The organism is Pseudomonas sp. (genome assembly GCF_048265905.1).
Lineage (GTDB): Bacteria > Pseudomonadota > Gammaproteobacteria > Pseudomonadales > Pseudomonadaceae > Aquipseudomonas.
Window position 1 is genome coordinate 58,554 of the sequence record NZ_JBLXAP010000006.1, and the last position, 26,228, is coordinate 84,781.

23 protein-coding genes are annotated in these 26,228 nt (G+C 55.3%); 14 read left to right on the top strand and 9 right to left on the bottom strand.

From position 1 onward, the window contains the following. Positions 1–135: 135 nt before the first annotated feature. The 3 genes from ispA to ACN0UH_RS10350 all read right to left on the bottom strand — a co-directional run bounded on the left by ispA (position 136) and on the right by ACN0UH_RS10350 (position 2,121). Positions 136–1,023: a (2E,6E)-farnesyl diphosphate synthase gene (gene ispA, locus ACN0UH_RS10340; RefSeq protein WP_417661960.1), complete on the bottom strand. Its 888-nt coding sequence runs from the start codon at positions 1,021–1,023 to the stop codon at positions 136–138. Then, complete coding sequence (locus ACN0UH_RS10345) at positions 1,020–1,262, bottom strand: exodeoxyribonuclease VII small subunit (RefSeq protein ID WP_087515576.1); 243 nt, start codon at positions 1,260–1,262, stop codon at positions 1,020–1,022. The genes ispA and ACN0UH_RS10345 overlap by 4 nt, the downstream gene beginning before the upstream one ends. Before the next feature lie 88 nt (positions 1,263–1,350). After that, positions 1,351–2,121, bottom strand: coding sequence for a sulfite exporter TauE/SafE family protein (locus tag ACN0UH_RS10350; RefSeq protein WP_089360564.1), 771 nt, complete (start codon positions 2,119–2,121; stop codon positions 1,351–1,353). A gap of 208 nt (positions 2,122–2,329) precedes the next feature. On the opposite strand from ACN0UH_RS10350, the gene kdpF reads away from it, so the two are divergent. The 6 genes from kdpF to ACN0UH_RS10380 are packed head-to-tail and all read left to right on the top strand — an operon-like array spanning position 2,330 to position 10,164. Continuing rightward, positions 2,330–2,419, top strand: a complete 90-nt coding sequence (gene kdpF, locus ACN0UH_RS10355) for a K(+)-transporting ATPase subunit F (protein WP_138943099.1) — start codon at positions 2,330–2,332, stop codon at positions 2,417–2,419. An 8-nt stretch (positions 2,420–2,427) separates the two neighbouring features. Next, positions 2,428–4,128, top strand: a complete 1,701-nt coding sequence (gene kdpA, locus ACN0UH_RS10360) for a potassium-transporting ATPase subunit KdpA (RefSeq protein WP_417661961.1) — start codon at positions 2,428–2,430, stop codon at positions 4,126–4,128. Between the two features lie 12 nt (positions 4,129–4,140). Beyond that, positions 4,141–6,201 carry a potassium-transporting ATPase subunit KdpB gene (gene kdpB / locus ACN0UH_RS10365; protein WP_417661962.1) on the top strand — a complete coding sequence of 687 codons (2,061 nt, stop codon included), beginning with the start codon at positions 4,141–4,143 and terminating at the stop codon, positions 6,199–6,201. A 48-nt stretch (positions 6,202–6,249) separates the two neighbouring features. Further along, complete coding sequence (kdpC, locus tag ACN0UH_RS10370) at positions 6,250–6,816, top strand: potassium-transporting ATPase subunit KdpC (protein WP_417661963.1); 567 nt, start codon at positions 6,250–6,252, stop codon at positions 6,814–6,816. A 4-nt stretch (positions 6,817–6,820) separates the two neighbouring features. After that, complete coding sequence (locus ACN0UH_RS10375) at positions 6,821–9,475, top strand: DUF4118 domain-containing protein (protein WP_417661964.1); 2,655 nt, start codon at positions 6,821–6,823, stop codon at positions 9,473–9,475. Beyond that, positions 9,472–10,164 (top strand): response regulator, encoded by a 693-nt coding sequence (locus ACN0UH_RS10380; RefSeq protein ID WP_417661965.1) that lies wholly within the window; start codon positions 9,472–9,474, stop codon positions 10,162–10,164. Before ACN0UH_RS10375 ends, ACN0UH_RS10380 begins: the two co-directional genes overlap by 4 nt. A 49-nt stretch (positions 10,165–10,213) precedes the next feature. Here the strand turns inward: ACN0UH_RS10380 and ACN0UH_RS10385 are convergent, their stop codons facing one another. Then, the gene (locus ACN0UH_RS10385) at positions 10,214–11,068 is read right to left on the bottom strand and encodes a LysR substrate-binding domain-containing protein (RefSeq protein WP_417661966.1); all 855 of its coding nucleotides are present in this window, start codon (positions 11,066–11,068) and stop codon (positions 10,214–10,216) included. Positions 11,069–11,321: 253 nt separating this feature from the next. On the opposite strand from ACN0UH_RS10385, the gene ACN0UH_RS10390 reads away from it, so the two are divergent. Continuing rightward, positions 11,322–12,047, top strand: a complete 726-nt coding sequence (locus ACN0UH_RS10390; protein ID WP_417661967.1) for a haloacid dehalogenase type II — start codon at positions 11,322–11,324, stop codon at positions 12,045–12,047. Beyond that, positions 12,044–12,832, top strand: a complete 789-nt coding sequence (locus ACN0UH_RS10395; protein WP_417661968.1) for an aldolase — start codon at positions 12,044–12,046, stop codon at positions 12,830–12,832. The genes ACN0UH_RS10390 and ACN0UH_RS10395 overlap by 4 nt, the downstream gene beginning before the upstream one ends. 243 nt (positions 12,833–13,075) lie before the next feature. Here ACN0UH_RS10395 and ACN0UH_RS10400 read toward each other — a convergent pair whose 3' ends face one another. After that, a complete protein-coding gene (locus ACN0UH_RS10400; protein ID WP_417661969.1) occupies positions 13,076–13,789 on the bottom strand; it encodes a response regulator transcription factor in 714 nt (237 codons plus the stop codon). Positions 13,790–15,192: 1,403 nt separating this feature from the next. Between ACN0UH_RS10400 and ACN0UH_RS10405 the strand changes: the two genes are divergently transcribed. Continuing rightward, positions 15,193–16,113, top strand: a complete 921-nt coding sequence (locus ACN0UH_RS10405; RefSeq protein WP_417661970.1) for a FecR family protein — start codon at positions 15,193–15,195, stop codon at positions 16,111–16,113. Between the two features lie 41 nt (positions 16,114–16,154). Further along, positions 16,155–18,488, top strand: a complete 2,334-nt coding sequence (locus tag ACN0UH_RS10410; protein ID WP_417661971.1) for a CHASE2 domain-containing protein — start codon at positions 16,155–16,157, stop codon at positions 18,486–18,488. Between the two features lie 87 nt (positions 18,489–18,575). Here the strand turns inward: ACN0UH_RS10410 and ppa are convergent, their stop codons facing one another. Continuing rightward, a complete protein-coding gene (ppa, locus tag ACN0UH_RS10415) occupies positions 18,576–19,103 on the bottom strand; it encodes an inorganic diphosphatase (protein WP_087515588.1) in 528 nt (175 codons plus the stop codon). Between the two features lie 324 nt (positions 19,104–19,427). Here ppa and ACN0UH_RS10420 point away from each other — a divergent pair, with 324 nt between their 5' ends. Continuing rightward, positions 19,428–21,026: a protein kinase gene (locus ACN0UH_RS10420; RefSeq protein ID WP_417661972.1), complete on the top strand. Its 1,599-nt coding sequence runs from the start codon at positions 19,428–19,430 to the stop codon at positions 21,024–21,026. Positions 21,027–21,090: 64 nt separating this feature from the next. Here the strand turns inward: ACN0UH_RS10420 and ACN0UH_RS10425 are convergent, their stop codons facing one another. After that, positions 21,091–21,546 (bottom strand): GNAT family N-acetyltransferase, encoded by a 456-nt coding sequence (locus ACN0UH_RS10425; protein ID WP_417661973.1) that lies wholly within the window; start codon positions 21,544–21,546, stop codon positions 21,091–21,093. Between the two features lie 246 nt (positions 21,547–21,792). Then, positions 21,793–23,313 (bottom strand): aldehyde dehydrogenase family protein, encoded by a 1,521-nt coding sequence (locus tag ACN0UH_RS10430; RefSeq protein ID WP_417661974.1) that lies wholly within the window; start codon positions 23,311–23,313, stop codon positions 21,793–21,795. Between the two features lie 366 nt (positions 23,314–23,679). Here ACN0UH_RS10430 and mpl point away from each other — a divergent pair, with 366 nt between their 5' ends. The 3 genes from mpl to ACN0UH_RS10445 are packed head-to-tail and all read left to right on the top strand — an operon-like array spanning position 23,680 to position 25,959. Then, the gene (gene mpl / locus ACN0UH_RS10435) at positions 23,680–25,032 is read left to right on the top strand and encodes a UDP-N-acetylmuramate:L-alanyl-gamma-D-glutamyl-meso-diaminopimelate ligase (protein WP_417661975.1); all 1,353 of its coding nucleotides are present in this window, start codon (positions 23,680–23,682) and stop codon (positions 25,030–25,032) included. Between the two features lie 2 nt (positions 25,033–25,034). After that, positions 25,035–25,667 (top strand): flavin prenyltransferase UbiX, encoded by a 633-nt coding sequence (ubiX, locus tag ACN0UH_RS10440; protein ID WP_417661976.1) that lies wholly within the window; start codon positions 25,035–25,037, stop codon positions 25,665–25,667. Then, entirely contained in the window at positions 25,660–25,959 is a 300-nt protein-coding gene (locus tag ACN0UH_RS10445) for a YceK/YidQ family lipoprotein (protein WP_417661977.1), read from the top strand. Before ubiX ends, ACN0UH_RS10445 begins: the two co-directional genes overlap by 8 nt. On the opposite strand, the gene ACN0UH_RS10450 is transcribed toward ACN0UH_RS10445, so the two are convergent. After that, positions 25,956–26,225 (bottom strand): peptide methionine sulfoxide reductase, encoded by a 270-nt coding sequence (locus ACN0UH_RS10450; protein ID WP_417661978.1) that lies wholly within the window; start codon positions 26,223–26,225, stop codon positions 25,956–25,958. The two genes, ACN0UH_RS10445 and ACN0UH_RS10450, sit on opposite strands and share 4 nt — an antisense overlap. Positions 26,226–26,228: the final 3 nt, after the last annotated feature.

Here is a 26,228-nt window from a genome sequence, read left to right on the forward strand (position 1 = left end):
GTGACCATCTTATGCACTATGCGGCGCAGGTAAACAAAGCCTTGCCTGCTGATCGACAAGGTATTTGTTTGAGTGATTGTGCGTAAAACTGACGGCGCCTGAATCGCTCAGATCGTCGTACTTATAGTTGTTTGATCAGTTGCGCCGCTCAACGATGTAGCGGGCCAGCACGCGTAGCGGGTCAGCCGGGGTGCCGAGGTCTTCCAGCGCTTCAAGGGCCTGGTCGCGCAACTCGAATGCATAGCGTTTAGCATTCTGCAAACCCAGTAGCGCCGGGTAAGTTGGCTTGTCATTCGCTTGGTCTTTGCCTTGGGTCTTGCCCAAGGTGCTGGTGTCGCTCTCAATATCGAGGATGTCATCCTGCACCTGAAAGGCCAGGCCGATTGCCTGTGCATAACGCTGCAAGGCTTGCAGAGTGGCTGGGTCGGCATTGCCGCTGGCCAGTGCGCCAAGCTCCACGCTAGCCTCGATCAGGGCGCCAGTCTTGTGTCGGTGCATATTCTCCAAGTCTGCTTGGCCGAGCGCCTTGCCGACTGAACCGAGGTCTATTGCTTGCCCGCCGACCATGCCTGCTGGGCCTGAGGCGCGGGCGAGGGTGGCGATCATTGCCAGTCGCAACTCGGCACTATGCGGATTCAACTCGGCGCTGCTGAGTACTTCAAAGGCCAGAGTTTGCAAGCCATCGCCAGCAAGAATCGCGGCGGCCTCATCGAAGGCTTTGTGCGTGGTCGGTTTGCCACGGCGCAGGTCATCGTCATCCATGGCGGGTAAGTCGTCATGGACCAAGGAGTAGGCGTGAATCAGTTCTACCGCGCAGGCTGCACCATTGGCGTGTTCGGCATGTCCGCCGAGTGCCTCGCAAGCTGCATACGCAAGCAGTGGGCGTACGCGTTTTCCGCCATTAGTGACGCTGTAGCGCATGGCTTGGTAGAGGCGTTGCAGGTTTGATTGTGGCGCAATAAACAAACGTTCAAGGGCCGCGTCCACACGCTGCTGGCACTGAGCCTGATAGGCTTCGATCATGCTTGTTTATCCGCGTCGAAAGGCGCTTCCTCCAACTCGCCATTGCGTTCCAGCAACAGGCTGACCTTTTGCTCGGCCTGCGTCAGTGCGGCTTGGCAGTCACGAGTCAGGCGGATGCCTTGTTCGAAGGCAGTCAGTGAGTCTTCGAGCGACATTTCGCCGTTTTCTAGGCGTTCGACCAAGCTTTGTAGCTCTGTCAGGGATTGCTCAAAATCAACAGCGGCTTTCTTGCGGGCCATGGCGGGTGTTCTCGGCGGGAAATCAACGGACGAATATCGCTCGCGACACTAGCAGAGACGAGGCTTTCGGGCAAATCATGGGCCGCTTTCAACTGCGCAGGTAAGTCGCCCAGAAATAATACAGCGTCATGCTGCTGCCAACGGCAATGACCAGCAGGCGCAGGAACTTGGCGGGCAGGCGCTGGCCGAGCGCTCCGCCGGCATAACCGCCAATGGTTGCGCCGCCCAGGAGTATGACCAGCTCGTACCAACTAACCCGCCCGGCGATGATAAAGGTGCCGGTTGCGACGCTGTAGATCACCGCCGAAATCAGGTTTTTAAGCGCATTGCTGCGTGCCAGGGCATGGCCTTCGATCGAGAAGGCGGCGAGTTGTAAAATGCCCATGCCCGCACCGAAGTAGCCGCCGTACACCGAAACCGTCGCATGCGCCGCCAATGACCATGTCGTGTGCGGCGGTTGTGTATTTGCTGAACGGCGCGCGGCCAGGGCACGACTTAGTTGTGGGCTGGCGGCAAATAAAAGTGTGGCGCCGAGCAGGAGCCAAGGGATTAAACCGCGAAAAATTTCATCGCCACCAAGCAGTAGCAAGATACCTCCAAGCAAGCCGCCGCCAAGTCCTGCCAATAGCAAGGGAACCAGGTAGCTGCCGAGCGGTTGCAGTGTCTTGCGCCCAGCCCAGGCTGCCGCAACGCTCGCTGGCCAGAGCGCAACGGCGTTGGTTGCATTGGCGGTGACGGGCGCCAGGCCTGTGGCAAGTAACGCGGGGAACGAGAAAAACGTACCGCCCCCGGCCAGGGCATTCATTGCGCCTGCGGCGAATCCTGCGGCAATCAAAATCGCTATATCAAGCCAGGGCATTGGAGCGTCTTTGCAGTAAAAAGGCGCAGCCTAATCAATCGTCGGTTGTTCGCCAAGCAGGATGTTGCTCGGCAGGTGCTGCCTGATTTGGCCAAGACTGAATTTTTATACTTTCTTTACGCCGCCCGCGCCTTAGCCCAATCGAACCTTTACGCCTGAAATCCGAGAATGACTCATGCGCCGTTGGGGCGTTTTCGGAGCAATGACTATGAGTGTTCTCGACGGATTGTCGCTGTGTTTGGCCCTTGGCCTGTTCTTTTATCTGCTGCTTGCGCTGATGCGCGCCGAGCGTGGTTAGGAGGCCTTATGCACATCCAAGATTATTGGCTGATTCTGGCCTTCTTTGTATTGGTGCTGGTGCCTGCCCCTTTTCTGGGGCGCTATATCTTCCGGGTAATGGAAGGGCACAAGACCCTGCTCAGCCCGGTGCTGTTGCCCATAGAGCGTTTTTGCTACCGCCTTGCAGGGGTTGATAGCCAAGCCGAGCAGGACTGGAAAGGCTACAGCACTGCTCTATTGATGTTCACCCTGGCGTGCCTGATCGGGCTGTTTGCAATCCTGATGTTGCAAGGCCGATTGGGGCTCAATCCAGAGCATATTGCCGGTATGGATTGGCCGCTGGCGCTCAATACGGCGGTGAGCTTCGTCACCAATACCAACTGGCAGGCCTACAGCGGCGAGGCATCACTGAGCTATTTCAGTCAGATGCTTGGGCTTGGCGTGCAAAATTTTGTTAGCCCGGCGGTGGGCCTTGCGGTGTTGGTCGTCTTTTGTCGCGGTATTGCTCGCCGCTCAAGTAACAGCATTGGCAATTTCTGGGTCGATATGACGCGTGGCGTGCTCTATGTGCTGCTGCCGTTTTGCCTGTTGCTGGCGCTGTTTTTGGTCTGGCAGGGCGTGCCACAAAGCTTTATGGCTTATGTGCATGCCAAGACCTTGTTGGGTGCTGATCAGAGCATTCCTCTGGGGCCGGCGGCCAGCCAAATCGCAATCAAGCAGTTGGGCACCAATGGCGGTGGATTCTTCGGCGTCAACTCGGCACATCCGTTCGAGAATCCGACGGCGTGGAGCAATCTGTTTGAGATGGCTTCGATCATTCTGACCCCGGCGGCGCTGCTGTTCACCTTCGGTCACTACGTCAAGGATCTGCGGCAAAGTCGTGCGTTGTTGGCCAGCATGCTGATTCTGTTTGTGGCTGGCTTTGCGGTGATCTTGTACGCCGAGCTGCAGCCTAACCCTGCGCTAGCGGCCTTGCCCATTGAGCAGTCTGGCGCGTTCGAGGGCAAGGAAAGCCGGCTGGGCATCGCTGCCTCGGCTCTGTGGGCGGTGGCGACTACCGCCGCATCCAATGGCTCGGTCAACGCCATGCACGACAGTTTCAGTGCGCTCGGCGGGATGATTCCGATGTTCAACATGATGCTTGGCGAAGTCATATTCGGCGGCGTCGGCGCAGGCCTGTACGGCATGTTGTTGTTTGTCCTGATTACGGTATTTCTTGCCGGATTGATGATAGGTCGCACACCCGAATACCTGGGCAAAAAGCTTGAGGCGCGTGAAGTGCGCCTGTTAGTCATGACGCTTCTGGTCATGCCGGTTGGTGTGTTGGTCTTTGGTGCCTTGGGTGTGAGCTTGCCGGGCCCGGCGATGTCGATTAGCAACCCCGGTGCACATGGCTTTAGCCAGGTCCTGTATGCCTACACATCAGGCACCGCCAACAATGGCTCTGCATTTGCGGGCTTTGGCGCCAACACCCCGTACCACGATGTGATGATCGCCCTGGTCATGTTGCTGGGACGCTTCGGTTTCATTCTGCCAATCCTTGCGATTGCAGGCAGCCTGGCTGCAAAAAAATCTGCCCCGCAAGATGGCAATAGCTTTCCCACCCACGGCCCGCTGTTTGTGACGCTACTGACAATGGTGATTTTGTTAGTCGGCGGTCTGACCTTTCTTCCAGCGCTGGCGCTTGGCCCCATCGCTGAACACCTGACCCTGCTGCAGGGCTTCTAAGGGAGAGCCATGATGAATGCCCGTATTCAGACGCAAGACCCGCAGCCAAAGACTGCGGCCCAGATAAAAACCGGAGCTTCTAGCCTCTGGCAGGCTGCGCTGGGTAAGGCCTTTATAAAGCTTGACCCACGCCAGTTGCACCGCGCGCCGGTGATGCTGGTGGTTGAGCTGACCGCGATTGTCACCACGGTGCTGTGTTTTATGCCCAACCCGGCGGTGAGTACCGGGCTGGCGGTGCAGATCGCACTCTGGTTGTGGTTCACCGTTTTGTTCGCAAATTTCGCTGAAGCGCTGGCCGAAGGGCGCGGTAAGGCCCGGGCCGACAGTCTCAAGGCCGGAAGCCAAGGGCTCAAGGCGCGCAGACAAACTCAGCCGGGCGTTTATGAGTCAGTCGCTGCGAGTGAATTGCGGCGTGGCGATATCGTCCGGGTTGAGGCCGGTGAGCAGATTCCCGGTGACGGCGAAGTTATTGAAGGCATCGCTGCGGTCAATGAGGCGGCTATTACCGGTGAATCAGCCCCGGTTATTCGTGAGTCAGGCGGCGACCGCTCAGCTGTCACCGGCAATACCAATCTGGTGTCGGACTGGTTGTTGGTGAAGATTACCGCTAACCCCGGCGAGTCGACGCTTGACCGGATGATCGCTCTGGTCGAGGGTGCGCGCCGCCAGAAAACGCCGAACGAAATAGCGCTGGATATGCTGTTGATCGGCCTGAGCCTGGTGTTTCTGGTGGTGGTCGCTACATTGCAGCCATTCGCCCGCTATGCGGGAGGTGACTTGCCGCTGGTGTATTTGGTGGCGCTGTTGGTAACGCTGATTCCAACTACTATCGGCGGCTTGCTTTCGGCCATTGGTATTGCCGGTATGGATCGTTTGGTCAGGCTCAATGTCATCGCCAAGTCGGGGCGGGCAGTCGAGGCCGCTGGCGATGTGCATGTGCTGCTGCTCGACAAGACCGGCACCATCACCTTTGGTAATCGTCGTTGCAGCGCCTTGATCGCAGCGCCCGGTATTGCCGAGCAGGATCTAACCGAGGCGGCGTTGCTGTCGTCACTGGGCGATGACACCGCCGAAGGTAAATCCATAGTCGAATACATTCACAACCTTGGCCCGGTGCAGGCGCCGGAGCGCTCGGCAGTGAAGGTCATCGCCTTCAGCGCTGAAACACGCTTGTCAGGCGCCGATCACGGCAGTCAGCGTTATCGTAAAGGTGCGGTGGATGCTGTGCTCGACTACCTCAATATGAGCCGTGCGGATATGCCTGCTGCGTTGGCGCGTACCGTCGACAAAATTGCGCAAAGCGGTGGCACGCCGCTATTGGTGGCCGGTGATGCGCGTTTGCTCGGTGCGATCCACCTTAAAGATGTGGTCAAGCCCGGCATCCGCGAACGCTTCGCCGAGTTGCGCGCCATGGGCATTCGTACCGTGATGGTCACTGGCGATAACCCCTTGACCGCCGCTGCCATCGCCGCCGAGGCGGGTGTTGATGATGTCATCGCCGAAGCCACGCCTGAGAAAAAACTGCAACGCATTCGCAGCGAACAGGCCGAAGGCAAGATGGTTGCGATGTGCGGTGACGGCGCCAATGATGCCCCGGCGCTGGCTCAGGCGGACGTTGGTTTGGCAATGAATGACGGCACACAAGCCGCGCGTGAGGCCGCCAACCTGGTTGATCTGGACTCCGATCCGACCAAGCTGCTTGACGTGGTGCAAGTCGGTAAAGAGTTGCTGGTCACCCGCGGGGCGCTGACCACCTTCTCGGTAGCCAATGATGTCGCCAAATACTTCGCCATTTTGCCTGCGCTGTTTATCGGCGTTTATCCACAGCTCGGCGCACTTAACCTGATGCAACTGCACAGTCCGCAGAGCGCGATTCTCTCGGCGATCGTGTTTAACGCACTGATTATCGTGGCCCTGATTCCGCTGGCCCTGCGTGGCGTTCGAGTGCAGGCAACAGATGCTGCAAGCCTGCTGCGGCGCAATCTGCTGATTTATGGCGTGGGCGGCTTGCTGGCGCCTTTTGTGGGCATCAAGTTGATCGACATGCTGCTGGTGGCTGTTGGCCTGGTTTGATCTTCCTGGCGCCTTTGCCGGCGCCGCATCGTATTCGGAGAGTCGATTATGTTTAAGCAAATCCGTCCAGCATTGAGCGTTCTGGCTTTTATGACGCTGCTCACCGGCGCGGTTTACCCCTTGACCGTAACCGCTATCGCTCAGCTCGCATTCCCGGTGCAAGCCAATGGCAGCCTGGTGCGGGATGCGCAGGGCGAGGTGCGCGGCAGTCACTTACTGGCGCAGGGCTTTGCCGGGGCGCAGTGGTTTCAACCAAGGCCCTCGGCGGGGGATTACGCCACTGTGGCCAGCGCTGCGAGCAACCTTGCTCCGAGTAATCCGGCATTGGCCACACGTGTGGCTGAAGCCGCCAAGCGCTTGCAGGTCGCCGGGCAGGGCGCTGTTCCCATGCAGTTGGTGACAACTTCAGGCAGTGGCCTTGACCCGCACTTGTCCCCCGCAGCCGCGCGTTATCAGGTGGCGCGCATTGCCGCTGCACGCAACATGCCCCGAGCCAGTCTTGATCGTCTGATTGATGCGCAGCTTGAAGCGCCTTTAATTGGCCCGGAAGTGGTTAATGTACTGGCGCTGAACATGGCGCTGGCAGAAAATCAGGGACTGTCTCGCGCTGAGTAACTGTATGAGTGATGCAACCCAAGCTGACGCCCTGCTGGCTGACTTACCCAAAGGCACGCGCGGTCGGCTCAAGGTGTTTTTAGGCGCCGCACCGGGCGTCGGTAAGACCTATGCCATGCTCCAGGCTGCGCAGGCCCAGCAGCGTATGGGCACTGATGTGCGTGTGGCGGTTGCCGAAACTCATGGTCGTGCTGAAACCGAGGCGATGCTGGTTGGCTTGCCGCAACAAGCCCAGCGCAAGTTGGAATATCGTGGAGTCATGATGCGCGAGATGGATCTGGACGCCATTCTCGCGCAGCCGCCCAAACTGGTATTGGTTGATGAGTTGGCCCATAGCAATGCCCCCGGTAGTCGCCACAGCAAACGCTGGCAGGACGTTCAGGAATTGCTCGATGCGGGCATTGATGTATACACCACGGTCAATGTGCAGCACCTGGAATCGCTCAATGATCGCGTGCGCGATATTACCGGTATCCAGGTGCGTGAAACCTTGCCGGATTGGGTGCTACAGGAAGCCGATGAAATTCTGCTGATCGATCTGCCCACTCGCGAGCTGCTTGAGCGCTTGCGCGAGGGTAAGGTCTATGTGCCAGAGCAAGCACGCGCCGCCATTGATGCTTTTTTCAGCCAGACCAACCTGACCGCCTTGCGCGAATTGGCGATGCAAACAGCAGCGGCACGGGTTGATGCCGAGTTGACTCGGCGTTACCGGCTGCAAGGCCTTGATGCACCGGCGTTACGCGGGCGGTTATTGGTGGCGATTGACGGTGATGCTCAAGCTGAACGCCTGGTACGCCATGCCTGCAGGGTCGCCGAACGGCGACATTTGCCTTGGTCGGTGGTGCATGTCGATACCGGCAAGCCTCGTAATGAGCAGCGTTTGGCCTTGTTGCAGGCTGCGCAGCAGTTGGCCGAGCGTTTGGGTGGGGAAGTTGTCGGTTTGCGTGGCGGCGAATGTGCGAAAACCCTGCTTGAACATGCTCGCGAGCGCCGCGCCAGCCTGATTCTGGTCGGTCGCAGCCGTGCAGGGTTTTGGCGCCGCTGGTTTGGGCGCGGGCTTGCCGAGCGCTTGATGCTCAAAGGCCAGGGACTGGAAATTTCTGCATTGGATTGCGCGCCGGAAAGGTCCGTGCGGTTGCGCAGGGTCAGCCTGCCGCTGGTCTGGCAAAACTATCTGCAAGCAGTGGTTGCCGCCGTTCTGGCAGCACTTGTGGCGTTGGGGGTATCACAGGTGCTCGAACTGCCAAATATCTCGCTGCTGTTCCTGGCGGCCGTATTGGTGGTGGCTGTGCGCAGTAGTTTGGGACCTGCGCTAGCCTGTGCCGGTTGTTCGTTCCTGGCGTATAACTTTTTATTTATCCCGCCGACGCTGACCTTGAGTATCGACCGGCAAGAAGACGTCTTGACCTTACTGTTTTTCCTGCTGATGGCTGCATTGACTGGCAACCTTGCCAGTCGTCAGCGCCAGCAAGTGGTGGCCCTGCGCGATACCCAGGCGCAGACCACGGCACTGCTTGAGTTATCCAGCAAACTGACGGCTGCTACTGATCGTCAGGCGGTGCTCAGCGCTGCCGTGCAGCAGTTTTCACTGTGGCAAGAGTTGGATGTAAGCCTGCTGGAGCGGGGTAAAGATGATGTGTGGAAGGTCGAGGCCGGTAGCCAGCGCCTGCTCACAGATCAAGAGCGAGCCGCCGCCGATTGGGCTTGGCAGCACAGCCAGCCAGCCGGGCTGGGCACCGATACTTTGCCGGGCGGGCGTTGGTGGTGGTGGCCGCTGGAAGGTGAAGACGGCCCTTTGGCCTTGCTCGGAATCAGTCCCAAAAATGGCGCACCCCTGGCCAGTGCTCAGCGCCGCTTGATTGCCGCGCTCGGCCAGCCTTTGGCACAGGCATTGAGCCGTGCACAGCTTGCGCAAGATTTGGAGGCGGCGCGCCTGCATGGCCAGACTGAAGAGTTACGCAGTGCCTTGCTGGCCTCGGTGTCTCACGATTTGCGTACGCCACTGACCGCAATGCGTGGCTCAATTGACAGCTTGCTGACTCTGGGTGAACAAATTCCCGCTGCGGACCGGTATGAACTACTGGAAGGCACCCGTGATGAGGCCGAGCGCCTTGATCGCTACATCCAGAACCTGCTCGATATGACCCGCCTCGGCCATGGTGCGCTTAAACTGGCTCGCGACTGGGTGGCGCCATGCGATATCGTCTCCAGCGCCTTGCAGCGCTTGCGTCTGGTGCTCGCTCCGCTAAAGGTCGAACTGTCGATGAACGATGACCTGCCGCTGCTTTATGTGCATGCCGCGCTGATCGAACAGGCGTTGATCAATGCGCTGGAAAATGCTGCGCGCTTTTCGCCAGTTAACGGCCGCTTGCGTCTTGTGGTGCAAGCGTATGGCCAGGAGTTACGCATAGCCGTCAGTGATCAAGGGCCGGGTATTCCTGAACATGAGCGCGATAAAATTTTCGACATGTTCTACACCGCTGCCCGTGGCGATCGCGGCGGCCAAGGCACAGGCTTAGGTTTGGCAATTTGCCAAGGTATGCTGGGGGCTCACGGCGGGCGAGTGAGCGTAAGTGAAGGGCTTGATGGACGTGGCGCAACCCTGACGCTGCACATACCGCTGTCGCCGCAACCGATTATGGAAGATGAGTCTGTATGAGCAGTAATCAGCCGACTGTTTTAGTCATCGATGATGAAGCGCAGATCCGCAAGTTCTTGCGCATCAGCCTTGTAGCAAAAGGCTACAAGGTGATCGAAAGTGCTGATGGCGGCGACGGTCTGGCTCAGGCTGCGCTGGGCAAACCGGATATGGTTGTGCTCGATCTCGGCCTGCCCGATATGGACGGTCAACAGGTGCTGCGCGAGTTACGGGAATGGTCACAGGTTCCGGTGCTGGTGCTGTCGGTGCGCGCCGGTGAGGGCGATAAAGTGACAGCGCTGGATGCAGGCGCCAACGACTATATGACCAAGCCGTTTGGCATTCAGGAGTTTTTGGCGCGGGTGCGTGTGTTGCTACGCCAGGCGGGTAGCGGCGAACAGGCCGCGGCTGTGATAAACAGCGGTGCATTGAGTGTCGACTTTGCTTATCGCCGGGTGACGCTTGATGGATCGGAGATCGCGCTGACCCGCAAGGAATACGCCGTGCTAGCTGTTCTTGCCCGATATCTTGGGCGTGTCGTGACCCAGCAGCATCTGCTTAAAGATGTATGGGGCGCAAGCCATGCCGATGACAGCCATTACTTGCGGGTGGTCATTGGTCATCTGCGGCAAAAGCTCGGGGATGACCCCGCCGCCCCGCGCTTTATCATCACCGAGGCCGGCGTGGGTTACCGACTGCTGGAGCATTGAGGCCGATCGTCGCGCTTGCAAAAATCTAGGGTCGGTTGAAAGCCAAGGCTCAAATATTGTCATCCATACGTTCAACCAGATAATCGGCGAGACACTGCTGGATATTGCTGAGAATTCTGGATGAAGCTATCAGCGCCAACTCCGTCGGTGGCGGTGCGCCAAGGCCAAGTTGATCTGTGACTAGGCGGTGCTCGGGCCTTACCGCGCTGTGCGGCAACAGACTCAGGCCGATGTTTGCGCTGATTGCTGCCTGAATGCTCGCCAGGCTTTGCGAGCAGAATGCGATATGCCAGCGCTGGCCAGCGGCTTCAAGAGCAGCGATGGCACGCTCGCGATACAGGCAACCTTGCTCATAAACCACCAAGGCAATGCTCTGTTGTTGCAATTGCCACTGCGCTCCTGCAACCCACTCCAACTGCTCCGACCAAGTCGCGATAGCCGCTGACTGGTCAATATTGCGCTTGATCAGTGCCAGATCCAGTTCGCGGCGCTGCAGTTGTTCATTGAGCTCGCAGCTAAGTCCGTTGCGTGTGTCCAGGCGGATGTCCGGGAAGCGCTGGTTAAAACCTGTCAGCAGTTCGATCAGCCGATCTAGGGGAAAATCCTCGGGCACGCCAAGGCTGACCACACCGCGCATATCTTGAGAACTGAGCATGTCGCTGGCTTCCATGGCCAGGCTGACCAAGCGCCGTGCGTAGCTGAGCAGGCGTTCGCCATCCTCGGTTAGCTGGATTGACTTGCTGGCCCGGTGTCTGATCAGCAGCGGGCGGCCGAGCTGCTCTTCGAGTTTTTTGATTTGCTGGCTGATGGTTGATTGCGTGCGGTTTACGCGGTCACCTGCGCGGGTGAAACCACCGGAATCGACAACAGTCACGAAGGTTTTCAGGAGCTCAAGATCAAGCATGGTTGTAAATTCGATTAGTGAATTATTTTTTGATAATAATTTAATTTTCAAATTTAGTCTGTCGGCGCGACGATTGGCTTCTTCCTACTTGCTTAAGGGAACCTCTGAAAAAGGTAGCGAGCGACGATAGGACAAGGCAAAAAATTGCGAAAAAGCGGAGTTTACGTGTTGGAAATGAGCATTTTGAGCAGTTTTTTAACGCAGTAATATCGAGCGCAGTAGTTTTTCAGAGGTTCCTTAGAGGTTGCTTGTCATGTCACTTCAAGATTTCGCAAAACCGCAATGGCTCACTTTTGATTGCTATGGCACGCTGATCCAGTGGGATGAAGGTTTGCTTGAATACGTTCGCCAATTGCTCAGGCACAAGGGGATTGCTCACCGTGAAGCAGACTTCATTCGTGTCTACGATAACTATGAACACGGCCTTGAGCAGCAGTCGGCCTACCTGAGTTTCCGCCAGGTTTCAGAACAAGCGCTGCGTCGCACATTGACTGACTTGGGCGTCAGTTATGAGCCGGAGGATGGTGAAGCCTTTGTTGCCCGTATCGGGCGCATGCCGCCGTTTCCTGAAGTGGTCGAAACATTGGGCTGGCTGAAACGGCAGGGCTTCAAGCTGTGTATCGTGTCCAATACTGACGACGACATCATTGCTGGCAACGTGGCACAGTTGGCAGGCCATATTGACCGGGTAATCACGGCGCAACAAGCCCAGGCCTATAAGCCTGATCCGCGTTTGTTCGACTTCGCCCATGCCAGCCTTGGTGTGGAGCGCTCGCAGGTGCTGCATATCTGCGCCAGCCCACACCTTGATCTGGTGGCCGCGCGAGACATGGGCTTTCATTGTATTTGGATTGACCGCGGCACCGGACGCGTGGCGCCAGCCGACTACCAACCGGATGCGGTGCTGGCAACGCTTGATGAACTGCGCCAGCTCTTCGCGAGCCTCGGCTGGAGCTATGACCAAGGAGCAAAACAATGACCCAGCAATCGAATATAACCACTGCCCACGTCTGGCAACCCAGTGACTTCGATACCCCGCAAATTCGTGCGGTGCGTGTCGATCTCGCCGCCTGTTTGCGCATGGCTGCACATTTGGGACTGGCTGAAGGTATTTGCAATCACTTTTCGGTGCTGGTGCCGGGCCATGACGATTTGTTTATGGTCAATCCCTTTGGCCTGGCCTTCACTGAAGTCACGCCTTCGAGCTTGTTGATTTGTGACTTCAACGGCCAAGTGGTGTGCGGCAGCGGTGTACCGGAAACCACTGCTTTCTTTATCCACGCGCAAGTCCATCGCTTGCAACCAAAGGCGGTGGCGGTATTGCATACGCATATGCCCAACGCCACTGCATTGGCCATGCTTGAGGGTGATCCCTTGCGCTGGGCGGGACAAACAGCGCTCAAGTTCTATGGTCGGGTCGCGGTGGATGATGGGTTCAATGGCTTGGCGCTGGATGCGCGTGAAGGGCAGCGCATTGCTGCTGCGATGGGCAATGCGCAGGTGCTGTTCATGAAGAACCACGGCGTTATGGTCACGGGCGCTGACCTGTCTCTGGCGTGGGACGACCTTTACTATCTAGAACGCGCAGCCGAGGTACAGATTCGTGCCATGAGCACGGGCGTGCCTCTACAGCCGGTGACGCCCGAAATTGCTGCAAAGACAGCCGCGCAAATGCGTATCGGCGAGGCGCACAGCGCACGGGCGCACCTCGACAGTGTCATACGCCAGTTAAACCTGCAGCAGCCCAGCTTCAGTCAGCATTAATCCAGTTGGTCGCCATTGAACGAGCAAGATCTGTGTGTCTGTAAATGGATCAGGCGCTTTTGAAAGGCATTAAAAAGCCGGCTTGTGGCCGGCTTTAGGGGGCGGTCGCGACTTATTTTTGGTAGGTCGTAACCGCCTAAAATCTGTGCAAGTACTCTGTTGCAGAGTCAAGCGGGCCGCGACTTTAACAAGATGCTGGGCAGGCTGCCAGTATTAGCTGCAGAACTTTAGTTTGGCGCTGAGTCACTCGCTGGCAATTCGCTCCAAGCGATAGCCATAACCATAGATGGTTGCAAGGCGCCAACCGTTTTCAGGGGTGAGCCCGAGTTTGCTGCGCAAGCGGTAAATGTGTGTGTCTAGCGGGCGTGATGAATGGACTTCCTCACGGGGCCAGAAACGCTCATAGAGGTATTCGCGTGAGAGCGGGCGGTCTATGTTGCTGATCAAGCACTTTGCCAAGCTGTATTCACGCTCGGTCAGGTTGACTTGCGTGTCATTGCGCTTAACTTGCTGTTCGGTGTCATCAAACAGCAGGTCGTAGACCTTGAGCGAAGGGCTTTTGATTTGAGCGATGTTGCCTTGGCGGCGCAAGACTGCAAGCACTCGGGCTTGTAGCTCCTGGCTGCGGAAGGGTTTGTTGATGTAATCATCAGCGCCTTCATTCAGCGCCAGTACAACATCTTGTTCTCGATTCCGGCTGGTCAGCATTATGACCGGAGGCTGCTGTTCAAGATGTTTTCTGCTCCAGCGCAAGATCGCCAGTCCACTCACGTCAGGCAGTTGCCAGTCGAGAATCAGCAGGTCGAATGTTTCGCGTCTCAACTGTTTGAGTAATTCCTCGCCGCGATTGAAACCGTGCAGGCTCCAAGGCACCTCACTGCGCTTTGCAATGCTTTGCAGGGTGTGAGTTATCCGGTCGAGCTCAGCTTGTTCGTCATCCAGTATGGCTACACGCATAGCTTGGAGTTATCCGTTTCCACTTAATGAGTGGGTTGAAATGAGTAAGGCTATTTCTCTCATGCATCAGTTGCTTCGGAATCTGAACAAATGTGAGATTTCTCTAAAAACAGCATTGTGACTTGTTAGATTTACGCCACTTAAAAATCGCATACAAGCATTTTTGATTGTTCAAGGCAAGGTAGCAAGGAATACATAGTAGTGGTCAGCTTTGCCATAACCCTAAAAAATATTGACTGCTCATCCACTGAAGCAGACGAGTGGCAGAGGGAGTGAACAGTGAACGCCAAGATCAAATGTGCTTATGCAGTTGTTTAGATGTCTCAGCGTGAAGGAGTCCACGCTGAGTATTTGCCATTAATTGCTCTGAGAAATCAGGCAATAAAAGTGTTCAGCCTATTGCTCAAGGATTGTGCAATAGATTGAAGTGCGCAGCATGGAAGCTGCGGATGATAACCGTGAATCGGGCCTGATTAACTATCGCTCGAAAGGGTTGGTTAAGTAACGGCTTTTGCAATTAGCTAATAACGGATCATGTTGGCTGATTGTGATTTAGATGCGTGGTTATCATCGGTATCAGGAAGCTCTGCGACTCGTGTGCAGGCTCCCTCAGGAGAGTGTTGTGGCTGGATGGAACCAGTCAGAGGCAGGATTCTCACTGGCTGCCGGGCATGTTCGGTTAGTCGTGAGCTGTAGCTTGGACGCTACAGGGCAAGGATGCCTCAGGGATGATGTAGAGCGTGTGACGGCTGCATTTTGGCCGGCAAGAGTTGGTGCCCGATCGAATCGGACATCACAGTCACGCTTGGTAAATGGCACAAGGATGTGCTCCCCTTATTGAGTATTTTGATCGGATTGAACATCTATCATTATTTTTCAGGCGAACGCTTTTGTTCGCGTGATTATTGGGCATGCACCTAAGAAAGCAGGCATGAGTGCTAATACAGTTTTAGCCAGTACAGGTGCGACGTATTTGACTCGTTCTTGAGAGCTGTGGCTTTGTTGCCAATGAATATGCTGAACCTTCTCCAGCAGACTACTCTCTAGCTAAGGCCTTTCTGATTGAAGTGCTCATGGCCTTATAAGAGCAGTCTCAACTGTAATCATTTATCGTACGATTGGTTTAAAATTGGACTTCCAATTTTCAGGTTTTTGCGCAACAAGGATAGCCATGCATGGTTATCCTTGTTTTTGTTTATGGGCTTTAGCAACTGTTCCCGCGCAGTACCAGCTTAGCGTTTATGCTCAGGCATAGAATGAACGAGGATATGAGTGTATTTGGTCGCACTGGGCCAGCTACGCTCTTGATATGTAATTCGTGGTGACGAGTTCTGATGCACAGGGAGTGATTAGTTGAGTTATTCAATAATTCGTGGATTTTCAATGCATGCGCTGGTTAGTTCATGAAGAGCGTGCAACGCAATATTACGTTGGCCTTGATGCTGGGCTTGACTGCCATACTTGGCAGCACGGCTCTTTATGCTGAAAAGCCGCTCCCCGATAGTAATGAAAATATTGCATTTGAAGATATCCCGGAACCTTTACCTGCCAAGGTCGAGGCGCTTGAGGGTGAGGCTTGGCTGATCGATAAGCGTGGTACTGAAACACCGCTGGTTGAAGGTATGGAAGTCAAGAGAGAGCAAGGTATTCGTACCGGTAGCAATGCCTATGTCGCACTGCTACTTGGCGATGACTCGCGTATCGTCCTGCCTGCACAAAGCAGTGTCGTGCTGCTGTCTGAAAAAAAGGTCATGCAAGTCAAATTATTGCAAGGGCAGGTCGAGTCTTACGTGAGCAAGCGTGAGCCTCAGGTCGAGCACTTCCAGATACTCACGCCCGTTGGGGTTCTGGGTGTGCGCGGTACTCATTTTCGAGCGCGGCAAGTCGAAGGTGAGGACACTGTCTTAACCGAGGTCCTGAGTGGTAGCGTTGCCGCAGAACGTGAAGAGCGGTACGAAGTCCCGAGTATGATTAACGCCAAGCAAGGCATGCGCATCGTGCCAGATGGCGATTTGAATGCAGTTGATTTATTGCCTGGGCCGCAACTGCTCGGCCAGCAGGGTAGTGCTGCAGCACAGAAAGGCTGGACCATTTTGATCAAACCGCTCCCGGGCGCCAAGCGATACCGAGTGCAAGTTGCTAGTGATCCGAGGTTTATGCGGATCAAACGTGAACAGTTTTCAAACTCAACCGAAGTCAGTTTCTTTGGATTGGATCTGCCGTTGTATTACGTGCGCATATCTGCATTTGATGAGCTGGGCCTTGAAGGTCTTACCTCAATCTATCATGTGATGCACTTCTTGCCTGTTGCAACTCAGTACTGAGGTTCGTCGCGGGTGTGACAAACAGTAAAATTGGGTCTGAGATGAAGGTAGAGCGCCGAAATTCCTTTTCAATGTCTCGCCAGCTATTCAATCGCATTGCGCGCGAGTGGATAGTCGTGACCTTAATTTTGATCCCTGTTACGGCGGGGTTCTCACTAACACACACACTTGGACTTGACGCGCTAATCTATGACCGTCTGCTGTCTATGAATCGACTGAACGCGGATCCGCGGATTCTCCTGGTCAATATCGACAACCGCAGCCTGGTCGAGATTGGCCGCTGGCCGTGGTCACGTGATGTCCATGCGAAGCTGATTGATCAACTGACGAAGGCCGAGCCCGCTGCTGTTCTGTTTGATGTGATTTTCAGTGAGCCGGGATTAAGTCCTGATATCGATCAGCGCTTTGCCGAAGCATTATGTCGGTCGGGTGTCGTGGTGTTGCCGTCTATACGCAGAGGCATAGAGCAGTCGGATGGTGTGTCGACCGAGTTTCCTCCAATTGAGCCGCTGCGCGCATGTGCATGGGGTATTGGCCATATTAATGTGCAGGCAGATAGTGATGGAGTTGTGCGTAGTGTTCACTTGCGTGAAGGCTTAGTCGATAACCCACGGTTACAGATGGCGTGGGTCGGAAATTTATTGATTAATCCAGCTGCCCGAACAAAAGACCTGCCTGGCCAAGCTTCACAAGGTAGTGCGCAAGGTTGGGTTGTTGATCACTTTATTCGTATTCCTTATCTACGAAGTACCCAAGCATTTTCCAGCGTGTCGTACTCAAGCATCCTGCGCGGCGAAGTGCCGGACTCAATGCTGCGCGATCGTATTATTTTGATCGGGGCAACAGCGCCAGGTTTGGGGGATCGCTACGTAACACCGATATCGGGTAGCGCTGGTGGGACTGCGGGCATTGAAATTCAGGCCAGTATTCTCAATGGACTATTGCAGGGGCGCAGTGTTGCTGAGTTTTCTGATTGGTTGTGCGCGTTCTTCGCGGTTGTCCCCGTCATGTTGCTGCTGATGATTATGTGGTTATCTGGCCTGCGCTTTGCGCTGCTGTCGAGTTTGAGCGTGGTGGCGCTGACTTTGCTTGCTTGCCTGGTGTTACTTCAAGCTGGCTGGTGGTGGCCGCCGACGGCCAGTTTGCTAGGTGTTTTATTGGCTTATTCAGTGTGGAACTGGCGGCGCTCAAGTGCCGCCTTAGGTTACCTCGGCTGGGAGTTGGCGCGACTTGACCAAGAGCCGCAAGTCTTGCCTGAGCGTACATTTGAGGAGGGGCGTATTGCCGGAGACATCATCCAGCAACGCATCGTCGCACTTGAACGCGCGGTTGATCAGGTGCGAAATACGCGAAGGTTCATGACCGATGGTTTGGAGCATTTACCTGTAGCGAGTTTGATGTGCCGTAAAAACGGGGACGTATTATTTGCCAACCGATGTGCGCGGGCACTGGTCAGAGACTACAGCGCACACAGTCGCTTGAGTGTATACCTGCAGCATTTAGGGCATCCGGATGTAACTGCTCCTGGTTTCAGTGAGTCAGATCAGTTCAAAACGCTCTGTGATGTCGAGTTTCGCACCCCGCAAGGATTAAGTCTGCGCACCGAAGTCGCGCCTATGATGACAGCCGAGCACGGAGCAATCGCTGGCTGGTTGATTAGCTTGGTCGATCTGACCAGCGAACGTGAAGCCGAAGAGCAGCGCGCAAGTATGTTGCGCTTCCTTTCCCATGATCTGCGCGCGCCTCACTCGGCGATTCTCTCACTGCTTTCGATGCATCAAGCTCAGGAGGACAAGGAGGGAGGGGCCGCGACTCTGTTTGTCAGTATTGAACAACAGGTACGTCGGGCGCTGCGGCTCACCGATGACTTCTTGCAGCTAACCAAAGCCGAATCATCTGAATACAGTCTTGAACCTGTGTTGCTCGACAGCATTGTGCAAGACGCAGTGGATGAGGTCTGGGCGCTGGCGAAAAGCAAGTCTATTGCTATCAAGATGCATCTGCATGATGAGGAAGCAGTGGTATTGGCTGATCCGGGGTTGTTGTGTCGCGCGCTGTTTAATTTGCTTGAGAACGCGATCAAATACAGCCCGGATAATACGCAGGTCAACGTAACCCTATCGGTAGATCAGGGCTGGGCGGTGTGTGCTATTGCGGATCAAGGTGAAGGCATTACTTCTGAAAATATTGCGCAACTGTTCCAGAGCTACCAACGCTTTTCAAAAGACCCATCGATTGGCGGTGTTGGTCTGGGTTTGGCAATGGTTAAAGCGGTGGTCGAACATCATGGCGGGGTTATTGAATGTCACAGTAAGGTCGGTACGGGCAGCGTGTTTAGGCTAAAGCTACCGCTGCTTGATGAGCCGCTGGTTTGAGGTGGGTGGTTCAATCGAGGCTTAATGGCTTTCGGGCACAAAAAAACCAGCACTAGGCTGGTTTTTTTGATTAGCGATTGCCCATGCTTATTTTTTGTAAGCGGCAACAGCCTTGGTGATTTCAGCGCGGGCTGCGTCAGCATTGCCCCAGCCTTCAACTTTGACCCACTTGCCTTTTTCGAGATCTTTGTAGTTCTCGAAGAAGTGTTTGATTTGCTCAAGCAGTAGCGCTGGCAGGTCGGTGTATTCTTTGATGTCGACGTACAGCTGGCTCAGTTTGTCATGCGGTACGGCGATCAGCTTGGCGTCGCCACCGGCTTCGTCGGTCATGTGCAGCACGCCAACTGGGCGAGCACGGATCACCGCGCCTGGTGCAACTGGGTAAGGTGTTACAACCAGTACGTCGAGTGGGTCACCGTCGTCAGCCAAGGTGTTCGGGATGTAGCCATAGTTGGCTGGGTAGAACATTGGCGTAGCCATGAAACGGTCGACGAACAGGCAATCGCTGTCGTGATCGATCTCGTATTTGATCGGCGCGTGGTTGGCCGGAATCTCGATAGCGACGTAGATGTCATTCGGCAGGTCTTTGCCTGCCGGAATCTTGCTGTAGCTCATGGGGGAGCTCCCTGAAAGTAGACCAAAAAAGTGGCGAGATTATAGGCGTATTCCAGTACGCATGCTACGTCAGCGTAGCTAGCCATTGGTCGCTTAACCTTTAGTCCTCTGTGTTTAAAGGGTGTTGGCGATAGTGCGCCTGAGTTTTTAGTCTTTGTAGGTATTTCAGCGGGTGCTGTCGGTAGAACGATGCAAGCAATGCTTATTCACTGACGATAGCTGTAATCCTACGGGTTTATGGGCGTTAAGCCAGGGGCAAAACGGCACAAAGACTGCACAGGCATTTCGGGTAAGCAATTCATCGTTCGCGAGGGAGGGTTTGAAATGCCCACAGTACGCATGGAGCATCCCGCAGCCACAGTGGTATTTGGCCATGGAATAGACTTGCCGCACCAAGCTGCGCGGGCCAGAGCGATGTGGATGGCCGGGCGTAAAGGGCGTCCACCCGTTTTGATGGTGGCATTACTTTGGGCGCGCGAGTGCGCTGACGTGGTGCAAACCATTGAGCATTATCTTGATGCGTTGTTTGCCGACTACCGCTGCACTCCGCAAAGTTGGAGCGAGGCGCAAGCGGCGCGGCAGGTTTTGGCGGCATTGAATCAACAGTTATTCCGGCGCAAACAAACTGGGCGTCAAATAGCAGAACTCAATGTCGGCCTGTTATTGCTCCAAGAGGGTGACCTGCAGTTCCTGCAGGCGGGTTCGATAGGTCTGCTGCGTTACCAGAACGATACTATCCATACCTTGGTTGGCCGTGAGGGTATGCAGGTTGGTGAGCGAGCCGAGTTGGCGCTGGTTCAGCACAGTTTGCCGCTAAATACCGGTGAACTTCTGCTAATGGCGCCACAGCCGTTATTGGGTGTTGCTGATCTAAATGCATACCGCCACGCTCGTCAAACCCAGTGCGCAACCGAGTTACAGGCGTTGCTTGAGCCACTTTTGCATGCGCCAAGTGCGGGGGCTCTGCTTTTGCTAGGAGATTCGAATGCGCTCAACAGCCACCCCAGCATCCAGTCATGGCCGGTGGTGAAGAATGCTGTCGCAGGCATGGAAATAGATGGCTGGACACTAATCAGCAACTGTTCATTTGGGCCGTCAGGGCGAGTATTCAGAGCGCTTGATGCCGCCGGCCGTTGTGCGCTTTTATGGTTGTCTGAACAGCCAGCAGATGATGTTTTCTGGCAGCGAGAGTGGGCCGTGCGTTGCTGTCGGGTGTCGGGCTTGCCTCAAGTCCTGTCAGCCTACACGCCTCGTGGGCATGCCTTTTCGTTGTTTGAATACCCGTCGATGGATATGCGTAGCCTGGCTGATTGGGCTGCGGCGCGCGCCCCGTTAGCGTTGCAAACGGTCATGTCGATAATCAAACAGGCAATAGGTGCGGTGCGCGCTCTGCAGCGCCGCGGTATGCAAGGGTTGCTGTTAAGCCCGCGTAATATTTTGATTGGTGAGTCTGGGCGGGTGTTGCTATTCGCAGAACAGGCTGTGCTGATTCCAGGGGCGCGGCGGCAGGTCTTGCCTGCCGATGCTGTTCCATTGGCTCCAGAGTTGCGAACGGCTGAAGGGTGTGTGGACGGTCGCGCCGATCAGTTTGCGTTGGCTGCATTAGCTTACTGGCTGTTGTGCGGACAGTGGCCTGAGGTCGCACGACCTGAGGCCAGTCCAAATAGTCGCTATGTGCCATTGGAGAATTTTAATCGGCACCTATTTAATGGTTGGGATGGCGTACTGGCAAAGGCCTTGGCACCACACGCCGCGGCCCGATTTGATGCGCTTTCAGAGTTTCAACAGGCCTTGGAGCAACCGCTCCAGCACAGCTTCGGCAGCATTAGGCCCGACAATAAAGTCGCCAGATGGCGCGTATGGGTGGTCGCTATTTTACTGTTGCAGCTGGGCATCGGCTTGTTGGTAAGCCTTGCCCATTGAGGCGCTGAAATGGCCGAGCCGTCCCTGCTGGGGGGAACTGTGCAGGTCACGGTAACAGCAATGATTAGTCCGAGTTGATTGGCAATACGTAGTTTTTGAATTGCTCATCAACGACGAAACCGATTGATTCGTAAACTTTTTGCGCCACTTCGTTATCGCTGCTGGTCGACACGCGCATGCGCACGGCGTTGGTGTCTTTGGCCATTTTCTTTGCGGTTTGGATGAGGCGGTCGGCAACCAGTTGGCGGCGTGCGTCTTCGGCAACGTAAATATCGTTGAGAATCCATACTCGTTTGAGTGCCAGCGAGGAGTAGCTTGGGTAAAGCTGGCAAAAACCGAGAAGTTTGTCTTCATCATCGGCCAGTGACAGGTAAATCACCGACTCCTTACGGCGCAGGCGCTTTTCCAGAAAGGCTCGCGATGAGTCCGGGAAGGACAGTTCGCCGTAGAATTCACGGTACTTAACGAACAAGGGAGTCAACAAATCCAAGTGTTCCAATGTGGCTTGAACAATACGCATTGCGGGCCCTCGATATCGGTTGTTGAGCAGGCGTAAAGTCGCTCAAACAGCAGCCAGTACCAGTGATGTGGTCAGAGTAATGAAGCATGAGTTATGCCATTAATTGATTTGATGCTGCCTAAAAAAATTTGAAAGCGCAATCCAAGCGAGCGTTTGATTTGCTCTTGGCAGGTCACTGCGACTTAGAGTTATTAGGAAGCAGGCCACAGATTGCATGTGGCCTGCCTGTACGCGGGTTAGGCTTCCTTAGAAGAAGCCGAGAGGGTTGATGTCGTAACTGATCAGCAGGTTTTTGGTCTGTTGATAATGATCAAGCATCATTTTGTGTGTCTCACGGCCAACGCCGGACTTTTTATAGCCGCCAAATGCAGCATGCGCTGGGTAAAGGTGGTAGCAGTTGGTCCAGACGCGACCGGCCTTGATCGCCCGTCCCATGCGGTAGGCACGGTTAATGTCACGGGTCCAAAGGCCAGCACCTAAACCAAACTCGGTATCGTTGGCGATGGCTAATGCCTCTGCCTCATCTCTGAATGTTGTCACGCCAACCACTGGGCCAAAGATTTCCTCCTGGAATACGCGCATTTTGTTGCTGCCTTTAAGCAGCGTCGGTTGGATGTAATAACCGTTCGCCAGATCGCCCTCAAGCGTTTCTCTTGCACCTCCGGTCAGCAACTGGGCACCTTCTTGCTGGGCGATTTCGAGGTAGCTAAGTATTTTATCGTACTGCTGCTCCGAGGCTTGTGCGCCGACCATTGTCTCGGTGTCCAGCGGGTTGCCCCGTTTTATCTGTTTGATCTTCTTCATCACTTCGAGCATGAATGACTCGTAGATTGACTCCTGCACCAATGCCCGTGATGGGCAGGTGCAGACTTCTCCCTGGTTGAAAAATGCCAGCACCAAACCTTCGGCAGCTTTTTCGATGAACTCAGGCTCGGCCTGCATGATGTCTTCGAAGAATATGTTGGGTGATTTCCCGCCTAATTCCACGGTCGACGGAATAATGTTTTCGGCAGCGCACTTGAGAATGTGCGAACCGACAGGGGTTGAGCCGGTGAAGGCAATTTTGGCGATTCGTTTGCTTGTAGCCAGAGCTTCTCCTGCTTCACGGCCATAGCCCTGAACAATGTTGAGTACACCAGCGGGTAATAAATCACCCACCAGTTCGGCAAATACGGTGATCGATAGCGGTGTTTGCTCTGCCGGTTTGAGGATTACACAGTTACCAGCCGCTAACGCGGGGGCAAGCTTCCAGGCTGCCATTAACAGTGGGAAATTCCAGGGAATGATTTGGCCGACGACACCTAATGGTTCATGGAAATGATAGGCCGCGGTGTGTTCGTCAATTTCTGCGGCGCTGCCTTCTTGCGCACGGATGCAGCCGGCAAAATAACGAAAATGGTCGGCCGCCAGCGGTACGTCGGCGTTTAGCGTTTCACGTACGGCTTTGCCGTTGTCCCAGGTTTCTGTGACAGCCAGTAGCTCAAGATTTTCTTCGATGCGATCAGCAATTTTCAGCAGTATCAAGGCGCGTGCTTGTGCTGAAGTTTTGCCCCAGGCATCGGCAGCGCCGTGGGCTGCATCCAATGCACGGTCAATGTCCGCTGCGCGTGAGCGCGGAAACTCAGCAATGACCGATGCGTCAATTGGGCTGGTGTTGGTGAAGTATTCGCCATCAACTGGGGCAACAAACTCGCCCCCAATAAAGTTGCCGTAACGCGTCTTGAATGAAACGACTGAGCCTGGAGTTCCGGGTTTGGCGTAAATCATGATGCGGGCCTCTCTTGTGTTGAGGTGGTGCACATTAAGGACAGCGGTGGCAGCTCATGTGCATCACATGATCAATCTAGGTATGCGGGCTAGCCGAAGACATTGGGCTAGGCACGGCGCACTGTTCGTTTCTGCGCGCTGGTTAGATAGAGATTAGTCGCTCTGGCGCTTATCGCCCTGCGCGGGTTTACGATCCTGTAGCGGATTGGAGTCCAGCCGAGCCCTGAGGTTTCACTGCAGGCTGGCGCTGTGTTTGTATGCTCGGGACTGCCGCGTCTATTGCGGCCGAGCAGGGCACGGCTGTGCTAATCTGCGACGAGATTTTGTCGGGCTGATGCGGTCCGTTTTTTGAGGTTTAGGTTTTTCATGCATATCCACATTCTCGGTATTTGCGGCACATTCATGGGCTCAATGGCGGTTCTGGCCAAGGAGCTGGGTCACCATGTCACCGGCTCCGATGCCAATGTCTATCCGCCAATGAGCACTCAGCTTGAAGCTCAGGGCATTGAGCTGACGCAGGGTTACGACCCCGAGCAGTTTGATCCTGCCCCTGATCTGGTGGTGATTGGCAATGCCATGTCGCGTGGTAATCCGGCGGTTGAATACGTGCTCAATAAAGGGCTGCCGTACGTTAGCGGCCCACAATGGCTGGCCGACCATGTGCTGCAAAACCGCTGGGTGCTGGCCGTTGCCGGTACTCACGGCAAAACCACCAGCAGCAGTATGTTGGCCTGGGTGCTTGAGCATGCAGGCATGAGCCCAGGCTTTTTGATTGGCGGTGTGCCGCAGAACTTTGGTATTTCAGCACGTTTGGGCGACACCCCGTTCTTCGTCATTGAGGCGGATGAATATGACAGTGCCTTCTTCGACAAACGCTCGAAGTTTGTGCATTACCGTCCACGCACCGCGATTCTGAATAACCTTGAGTTCGACCATGCGGATATCTTCCCTGATCTGGCAGCGATCGAGCGCCAGTTCCATCACTTGGTCCGTACCATTCCAAGTCAAGGTCTGATAATTCATCCGGCCGCCGAGACTGCGCTTAAACGCGTCGTCGAGATGGGGTGCTGGACACCGGTGCAAACCACTGGCGTCGACGGTCAGTGGCAAGCACGATTACTGAGTGATGATGGTGCGCGTTTTGAGGTGCTGTTTGAAGGTCGGGCCGAGGGCGTTGTTGACTGGGCATTGACCGGGCAGCACAACGTCGCCAATGCATTAGCCGTGCTCGCGGCTGCGCGGCATGTCGGCGTTGTGCCTGCGCTGGGAATTGAAGCGCTGTGTCTGTTCAAAAATGCCAAGCGACGCATGGAGAAGGTCGCCGAAGTCAACGGCGTGACCATCTATGATGACTTCGCCCATCACCCCACTGCGATTGCCACAACACTTGACGGTTTGCGCAAGCAAATTGGTTCGGCCAAGCTGATTGCAGTGATTGAGCCGCGTTCCAACTCGATGAAGCTGGGAGCTCACCGCGATGGCTTGCCGGGTTCTGTGCATCAGGCGGATCAGGTGTATTGGTATGCGCCTGCCAACCTTGGTTGGGATTTGGCTGCAGTTGTAGCTTCATCCACAGTGCCAACTACCGTGTGTGATTCGCTCGAGGCAATCATTGCAGGGGTTAAAGCGCAGGCTGAGCCCGGTACGCAAATTGTGGTGATGAGCAATGGTGGCTTCGGCGGCCTACACGGTAAATTAGCTAAGGCGCTGGAGGCATAAGTATGCAGGGCCCGGAACGAATTACCTTGGCGATGACAGGCGCTTCTGGCGCCCAATATGGCCTGCGCCTGCTTGATTGCCTGGTGCAGGAAGAACGTGAAGTGCACTTTCTGATCTCCAAGGCCGCGCAGTTGGTCATGGCCACCGAAACGGATGTCACCTTGCCCGCAAAGCCACAAGCGATGCAGGCTTTTCTGAGCGAATACACCGGGGCTGCGCCTGATCAGATCCGGGTTTACGGCAAGGAAGACTGGATGTCGCCTGTGGCTTCAGGCTCTGGTTCGCCGAGCGCAATGGTGGTTGTACCCTGTTCCACCGGCACGCTTTCTGCGATTGCCACCGGTGCCTGTAACAACCTGATTGAGCGTGCGGCAGACGTCACCCTCAAGGAACGCAGGCAGCTGATTTTGGTGCCGCGTGAGGCTCCGTTTTCAAGCATTCATCTGGAAAACATGCTGAAGCTATCGAACTTGGGGGCAATCATTCTGCCAGCGGCGCCCGGTTTTTATCACCAGCCGCAGACCATTGATGATTTGATCGACTTTGTCGTCGCACGAATCCTCAACTGTCTTGGCATTCCGCAAGACATGTTGCCGCGCTGGGGCGAGCATCATCACGTCAGTCGCGATGACTAAATCTTGTGCGGGCATGCTGATATGGCTTGCATTGCTGTCTGTAACCAGCGGCTGTGCAAGTGTGCGTACCCTTGATGCGGCCAAAGCCGATGCCCCAGTGGTGTATGCCGGAACACGGCTTGATTGGTATGTCCTTAACGGTGGTTGCTGTCCGATCGACCGCTATGGCGCTGAGGCTCCGGATCTGCCGGGGCTCGACCTGCCATTCAGTGCGCTGCTGGATACGCTGTTGTTGCCGTTGTCGTTAATTACTGCGTTGGGTGGGACGCTTAATGTCAGCGGCGGTCTTTAGCTACCCGGCGTAATCAATTCAAATTCGCGCAAGAAGCTCATCACTTTATCCTGCGGCATCTCGCAAGGTTTGAGCAGCGCTGTGTTATCCGTGATGTAGTAGTTGAAGCTGATAAAGTCCGTACCACCGAGCTCTTCGGCATAGACCTTGATGCTTTTACCTGAATTGAAGTCGCTGCGGCTAATACTGTAAGTGCGACCGAATGCTTTGGCTTTGCTGGTGCCCAGTGGGATTTTATTGATCAGCTTGCTGCGTTGATCTTCCATGAA

What these genes read in the sequence shown, in the direction of transcription:
- kdpB (WP_417661962.1), top strand. Translation starts at nt 4,141, where the DNA reads ATGAATGCCCGTATTCAGACGCAAGACCCGCAGCCAAAGACTGCGGCC.
- ACN0UH_RS10345 (WP_087515576.1), bottom strand. Translation starts at nt 1,262, where the DNA reads ATGGCCCGCAAGAAAGCCGCTGTTGATTTTGAGCAATCCCTGACAGAG.
- kdpA (WP_417661961.1), top strand. Translation starts at nt 2,428, where the DNA reads ATGCACATCCAAGATTATTGGCTGATTCTGGCCTTCTTTGTATTGGTG.
- ispA (WP_417661960.1), bottom strand. Translation starts at nt 1,023, where the DNA reads ATGATCGAAGCCTATCAGGCTCAGTGCCAGCAGCGTGTGGACGCGGCC.
- kdpC (WP_417661963.1), top strand. Translation starts at nt 6,250, where the DNA reads ATGTTTAAGCAAATCCGTCCAGCATTGAGCGTTCTGGCTTTTATGACG.
- ACN0UH_RS10445 (WP_417661977.1), top strand. Translation starts at nt 25,660, where the DNA reads ATGACTAAATCTTGTGCGGGCATGCTGATATGGCTTGCATTGCTGTCT.
- ACN0UH_RS10390 (WP_417661967.1), top strand. Translation starts at nt 11,322, where the DNA reads ATGTCACTTCAAGATTTCGCAAAACCGCAATGGCTCACTTTTGATTGC.
- ACN0UH_RS10375 (WP_417661964.1), top strand. Translation starts at nt 6,821, where the DNA reads ATGAGTGATGCAACCCAAGCTGACGCCCTGCTGGCTGACTTACCCAAA.
- ubiX (WP_417661976.1), top strand. Translation starts at nt 25,035, where the DNA reads ATGCAGGGCCCGGAACGAATTACCTTGGCGATGACAGGCGCTTCTGGC.
- kdpF (WP_138943099.1), top strand. Translation starts at nt 2,330, where the DNA reads ATGAGTGTTCTCGACGGATTGTCGCTGTGTTTGGCCCTTGGCCTGTTC.
- ACN0UH_RS10450 (WP_417661978.1), bottom strand. Translation starts at nt 26,225, where the DNA reads ATGGAAGATCAACGCAGCAAGCTGATCAATAAAATCCCACTGGGCACC.
- ACN0UH_RS10420 (WP_417661972.1), top strand. Translation starts at nt 19,428, where the DNA reads ATGCCCACAGTACGCATGGAGCATCCCGCAGCCACAGTGGTATTTGGC.
- ppa (WP_087515588.1), bottom strand. Translation starts at nt 19,103, where the DNA reads ATGAGCTACAGCAAGATTCCGGCAGGCAAAGACCTGCCGAATGACATC.
- ACN0UH_RS10405 (WP_417661970.1), top strand. Translation starts at nt 15,193, where the DNA reads ATGAAGAGCGTGCAACGCAATATTACGTTGGCCTTGATGCTGGGCTTG.
- ACN0UH_RS10425 (WP_417661973.1), bottom strand. Translation starts at nt 21,546, where the DNA reads ATGCGTATTGTTCAAGCCACATTGGAACACTTGGATTTGTTGACTCCC.
- ACN0UH_RS10380 (WP_417661965.1), top strand. Translation starts at nt 9,472, where the DNA reads ATGAGCAGTAATCAGCCGACTGTTTTAGTCATCGATGATGAAGCGCAG.
- ACN0UH_RS10410 (WP_417661971.1), top strand. Translation starts at nt 16,155, where the DNA reads ATGAAGGTAGAGCGCCGAAATTCCTTTTCAATGTCTCGCCAGCTATTC.
- ACN0UH_RS10430 (WP_417661974.1), bottom strand. Translation starts at nt 23,313, where the DNA reads ATGATTTACGCCAAACCCGGAACTCCAGGCTCAGTCGTTTCATTCAAG.
- mpl (WP_417661975.1), top strand. Translation starts at nt 23,680, where the DNA reads ATGCATATCCACATTCTCGGTATTTGCGGCACATTCATGGGCTCAATG.
- ACN0UH_RS10400 (WP_417661969.1), bottom strand. Translation starts at nt 13,789, where the DNA reads ATGCGTGTAGCCATACTGGATGACGAACAAGCTGAGCTCGACCGGATA.
- ACN0UH_RS10395 (WP_417661968.1), top strand. Translation starts at nt 12,044, where the DNA reads ATGACCCAGCAATCGAATATAACCACTGCCCACGTCTGGCAACCCAGT.
- ACN0UH_RS10385 (WP_417661966.1), bottom strand. Translation starts at nt 11,068, where the DNA reads ATGCTTGATCTTGAGCTCCTGAAAACCTTCGTGACTGTTGTCGATTCC.
- ACN0UH_RS10350 (WP_089360564.1), bottom strand. Translation starts at nt 2,121, where the DNA reads ATGCCCTGGCTTGATATAGCGATTTTGATTGCCGCAGGATTCGCCGCA.